This window comes from Actinomadura sp. 7K507, from assembly GCF_004348425.1.
Taxonomy (GTDB): domain Bacteria; phylum Actinomycetota; class Actinomycetes; order Streptosporangiales; family Streptosporangiaceae; genus Spirillospora.
This window is the reverse complement of sequence record NZ_SMKK01000413.1, coordinates 1-4,269: the sequence shown is the minus strand read 5'-3', so window position 1 is coordinate 4,269 and position 4,269 is coordinate 1. Positions and strand designations below refer to the sequence as shown.

Annotated in this window: 5 protein-coding genes and 1 pseudogene; 5 read left to right on the top strand and 1 reads right to left on the bottom strand. The window is 71.3% G+C overall.

The genetic code is table 11. The features are described 5' to 3' along the window. From E1285_RS43630 to E1285_RS43610, 5 genes and pseudogenes are all read left to right on the top strand, one after another. Nucleotides 1-343: pseudogene (locus E1285_RS43630) on the top strand (histidine kinase); the annotation flags it as partial. Further along, nucleotides 340-783 carry a roadblock/LC7 domain-containing protein gene (locus E1285_RS43625; protein WP_132160780.1) on the top strand — a complete coding sequence of 148 codons (444 nt, stop codon included), beginning with the start codon at nt 340-342 and terminating at the stop codon, nt 781-783. The pseudogene E1285_RS43630 and the gene E1285_RS43625, both read left to right, overlap by 4 nt. 7 nt (nt 784-790) lie before the next feature. After that, entirely contained in the window at nt 791-1,174 is a 384-nt protein-coding gene (locus E1285_RS43620; RefSeq protein ID WP_132160779.1) for a DUF742 domain-containing protein, read from the top strand. Continuing rightward, complete coding sequence (locus tag E1285_RS43615) at nt 1,155-1,757, top strand: ATP/GTP-binding protein (RefSeq protein ID WP_132160778.1); 603 nt, start codon at nt 1,155-1,157, stop codon at nt 1,755-1,757. The genes E1285_RS43620 and E1285_RS43615 overlap by 20 nt, the downstream gene beginning before the upstream one ends. Nucleotides 1,758-1,851: 94 nt before the next feature. Continuing rightward, complete coding sequence (locus E1285_RS43610) at nt 1,852-2,994, top strand: acyl-CoA dehydrogenase family protein (protein WP_132160777.1); 1,143 nt, start codon at nt 1,852-1,854, stop codon at nt 2,992-2,994. Nucleotides 2,995-2,998: 4 nt separating this feature from the next. Here the strand turns inward: E1285_RS43610 and boxB are convergent. Beyond that, on the bottom strand, nt 2,999-4,269 hold a 1,271-nt coding region (boxB, locus tag E1285_RS43605; RefSeq protein WP_132160776.1), incomplete at its 5' end, for a benzoyl-CoA 2,3-epoxidase subunit BoxB.

Below are 4,269 nucleotides of genomic sequence, written 5' to 3'. Positions count from 1 at the left end.
GGACAGCCCTTTGGACGGCCCCATGGACAGCGGGGCCGGGCCGCCGCCGCACGGCGGCGCGGGGCCCCCGTCCGAGGACGGCGCGGTCGAGGACAGCGAGGCCACCGGGCGGCTCCCGCGCCGGGTCCGGCAGCGCAACCTCGCGCCTCAGCTGCGCAGGTCCCGCCAGGCCGAGCCCGCCCGGTCCGAGAGGGCCGGGGAGCCGGACGACGATTTCGAAGAACCGAGTCCGGAACTCAGCCGCGACCTGATGTCCTCGCTACAGTCTGGATGGCTGCGCGGAAGGGACGACGAGGACGAGACGGGCACTGACGATCCGCGTGACGGATGGGGGAGTTCATGACGCAGCAGAGCCACGCGACCGGGGAGCTCGACTGGCTGCTCGACGATCTGGTGGAGCGGGTCGGCGAGGTCCATCAGGCCGTGCTGCTGTCCCGGGACGGGCTGGTCATGGGCGCCTCGGGCGGCGTCACCCGCAAGGACGCCGAGTTCCTCGCGGCGCTGTCGTCGGGGTTCCACAGCCTCGCCAACGGCGCCCGCGAGCACTTCCAGGCCAAGCAGGTACGGCAGACCGTCGTCGAACTGGACGGCATGCTGTTCTTCGTCATGCCGGCCGGCAACGGCAGCTGCCTTGCCGTGCTCAGCGACGCGGGCGGCAACGCCGGCCTGGTCGCCTACGAGACGACCATGCTGATCAAGCGGGTGCGGCGGCACCTGTCCGCCGCGCCGCGGACACCCGCCCAGCCCGAGGACCGCGCGCCGAACCCGGGCGCCTCGGGCTGAGCCGGTCGTGGAGACGCCGAGAGAGCGCTGGATCGGGCGCGACGCGGGCCCGATCGTCCGGCCGTACGCGGTGACCCGCGGGCGGACCCGCCCACGCGGGCTCGTCGTCGACCTCGTCACCATCCTCGTCGCGACCGGCCGGACACCGGGAGACCGGGTGTGGCTGTCGCGCGAGCAACGGCGGCTGCTGGAGCTGTGCAGCCGTCCCTCGACCCCCGCCGACCTCGCCTCGGAGACCGACCTTCCGTTCAGGGTGGTGCAGATCCTGCTGGAGGACCTGCACCAGTACGGCCTCGTCGAGGAGATGCCGCAGACCGAGCACGGCGAGCAGGCCGACCGTCCCGATACCCGCATACTGATGAGAGTGCTCGATGAACTCCGCCGTCTCTGACACATCCCCGGTGCCCCACGGGCACGACGAGGACATTCCCCAGCACACACTGAAGATCCTGGTGGCCGGGGGCTTCGGTGTCGGCAAGACGACCCTCGTCGGCGCGGTCAGCGAGATCCGCCCGCTGCGCACCGAGGAGACCCTCACCGACGCCTCCACCGGCGTGGACGACCTGCACGGCGTGGAGGCCAAGACGACCACGACCGTCGCCATGGACTTCGGCCGGCTGACCTTCTCCGGCGGCGTGCGGCTGTACCTGTTCGGCACGCCCGGGCAGGAGCGCTTCTGGTTCATGTGGGACCAGATCGCCTTCGGCGCGGTCGGCGCGATCGTCCTGGTCGACACGCGGCGGCTCACCACGAGCTTCGCGTCCATCGACTTCTTCGAGCAGCGGGAGATCCCGTTCGTCGTCGCCGCCAACGTCTTCGACGGCGCCCGCCGGTACACGGCCGAGGAGATCCGCGACGCCCTGGACGTCGACCCCCACGTCCCGGTGATGCTGTGCGACGTGCGGCGCCGCGACACGGCGAAGGACGTCCTCGTCGCGCTCGTCGAGCACGCCGTCCAGTCGGCGCAGGTCTAGCCCGGCGCACGTCTGGCCGGGCGTCGCGGACCGCGTCCGGCCGCTCGGTACTGTGGGGATGCCGCGCCGCCGAAGTGCCGTAAGGAGTCCGCGCATGCCCGCCACCCGGCACCTGCCCACCCCCGAGTCCGAGGACCTCATCGCCCTGACCCGCGAGATCGCGGCCAAGGAGCTGGCGCCGCGGGTCGCGGACGACGAGCGGAACGGGACGTTCCCGCGAGAGGTGTTCACGACGCTGGGACGGGCGGGCCTGCTGACGCTGCCCTACCCGGAGGAGTTCGGCGGCGGCGCCCAGCCGTACGAGATCTACCTGCAGGTCCTCGAGGAGATCGGCGCGGCGTGGGCGAGCGTGGGCGTCGGCGTCAGCGTGCACGCGCTGTCGTGCTTCCCGCTGTTCGCCTACGGGACCGGCGAGCAGCGCGGCCGGTGGCTCCCCGAAATGCTCTCCGGCGAGAGGCTCGGCGCGTACTGCCTGTCGGAGGCGCACGCTGGCTCCGACCCTGCGGCGATGCGCGCCAGGGCCGTCCGCGACGGCGACTCCTACGTCCTGAACGGCGCCAAGGCGTGGACGACCCACGGCGGCAAGGCCGACTTCTACACCGTCATGGCCCGCACGTCCGACGACGGCGCCCGCGGCATCTCCTGCTTCCACGTCCCGGCCGGCACACCAGGGGTGGAGTTCGACGAGCCCGAGGACAAGATGGGCCTGATGGGGTCGACGACGGCGACCGTCCGGTTCGTCGACGCCCGCGTCCCGGCCGGCAACCTGATCGGGCACGAGGGGCAGGGCCTGTCGATCGCGCTCGCCGGGCTGGACGCGGGGCGGCTCGGCATCGCCGCCGTCGCCACCGGCCTCTCCCAGGGCGCGCTCGACACCGCCGTCGCCTACGCCAAGGAGCGGGAGGCGTTCGGCAAGGCGATCATCGACCATCAGGGGCTGGCGTTCGTGCTGGCCGACATGGCCGCCGCGATCGAGTCGGCGCGGGCCACCTACCTGGCGGCGGCGCGGCTGAAGGACGCGGGCCGCCCCTACGGCCGGGAGGCGTCCATCGCCAAGCTGGTCGCCACCGACAACGCGATGAAGGTGACCACGGACGCCGTCCAGGTCCTCGGCGGCGCCGGCTACACCCGCGACTTCCCCGTCGAGCGCTTCATGCGCGAGGCGAAGGTGATGCAGATCTTCGAGGGCACCAACCAGATCCAGCGCATGGTCATCTCCCGCCACCTCGCCCGTTGAGGGGCTACAACCTCACGTACTCGTAGTCGAAGGGGCGGCCGTTGATGCCGTTGCGAGGCGGGGCGATCCAGCCGGCGATCCTGCCGCGTTCGTGGACGGGGCGCATCAGGGACCGGACGTGGGTCTTGTCGACCTCCGTGGGGAGCCACGCGCCGTTGCGCCGGTCCCACTCGTCCGCGGTGATGATCTCGCCGTCCGGGGTGGCCTCGATGCCGGCGAACGCGCCGACCCTGCGGTTGAACGCGATGCTGGGAAGGTAGAGGCGCTGCGGGAGGCCCGCGTCGGCCAGGATGCGGTTCCAGCGGTTGACGCCGCTCTGGCAGTCGGCGATGTACTCGCGGCGCAGGTCGGTGTTCAGGCCCACCAGCGCGGAGACCTCGGTCTGGCCGATGGCGCCCTCCACGAGGGCGTCCACCATCATCGCGTCGCCGGTGAGGCGGTGGTCGTCCTTGCGGCGTCCCTCCAGCCAGCGGCCCTTGAGCCCGGCCGTGTAGTAGTTCGCGACGTTGCTGGACGTCTCGGAGCCGAACAGGTCGAGCGACACCGAGTAGTGGAAGTTCAGGTACTTCTGGACGGCGTCGAGCGAGATCGCGCCGTGGCCGGTGACGTCGTCGGTGTCGTGCTCCTTCATGAGCTGGACGGTCCGCTCGACGACGCGGTCGATGCCCGTGGTGCCGACCATCATGTGGTGGGCCTCCTCCTTGAGCATGAACTCGCACGTCCGTGACAGCGGGTCGAAGCCGGACTCCTTCAGCGTGCCGAGCTGGTACTTGCCGTCCCGGTCGGTGAAGTAGGTGAACATGAAGAAGGAGAGCCAGTCGGGTGTCTCCTCGTTGAAGGCGCCCAGGATGCGCGGGGACTCCTCGCTGCCGGAGTTGCGGTGCAGGAGCTCCTCGGCCTCTTCGCGTCCTTCGCGTCCGAAGTAGGCGTGCAGGAGGTAGACCATCGCCCACAGGTGGCGGCCCTCCTCGACGTTCACCTGGAACAGGTTGCGCAGGTCGTACAGGCTGGGCGCGGTCGCGCCGAGGTTGCGCTGCTGCTCGACGGACGCGGGCTCGGTGTCGCCCTGGATGACGATGAGGCGCTGGAGGTCGGCGCGGTACTCCCCCGGGACCTTCTGCCAGGCGGGCTCGCCCAGGTGCTGGCCGAAGCCGATGCGCCGGTCGCCGTCGCGTTCGGCCAGGAAGACGCCCCACCGGTAGTCCTTCATGGCGACGTGCCCGAAGTGCGCCCAGCCTTCGCGGCCGACGTCGACGGCCGTGCGCAGGTAGACGT

Coding starts and splice junctions, on each gene's coding strand:
- E1285_RS43610 (WP_132160777.1), top strand. CDS start 1,852: ATGCCCGCCACCCGGCACCTGCCCACCCCCGAGTCCGAGGACCTCATC.
- E1285_RS43615 (WP_132160778.1), top strand. CDS start 1,155: ATGAACTCCGCCGTCTCTGACACATCCCCGGTGCCCCACGGGCACGAC.
- E1285_RS43625 (WP_132160780.1), top strand. CDS start 340: ATGACGCAGCAGAGCCACGCGACCGGGGAGCTCGACTGGCTGCTCGAC.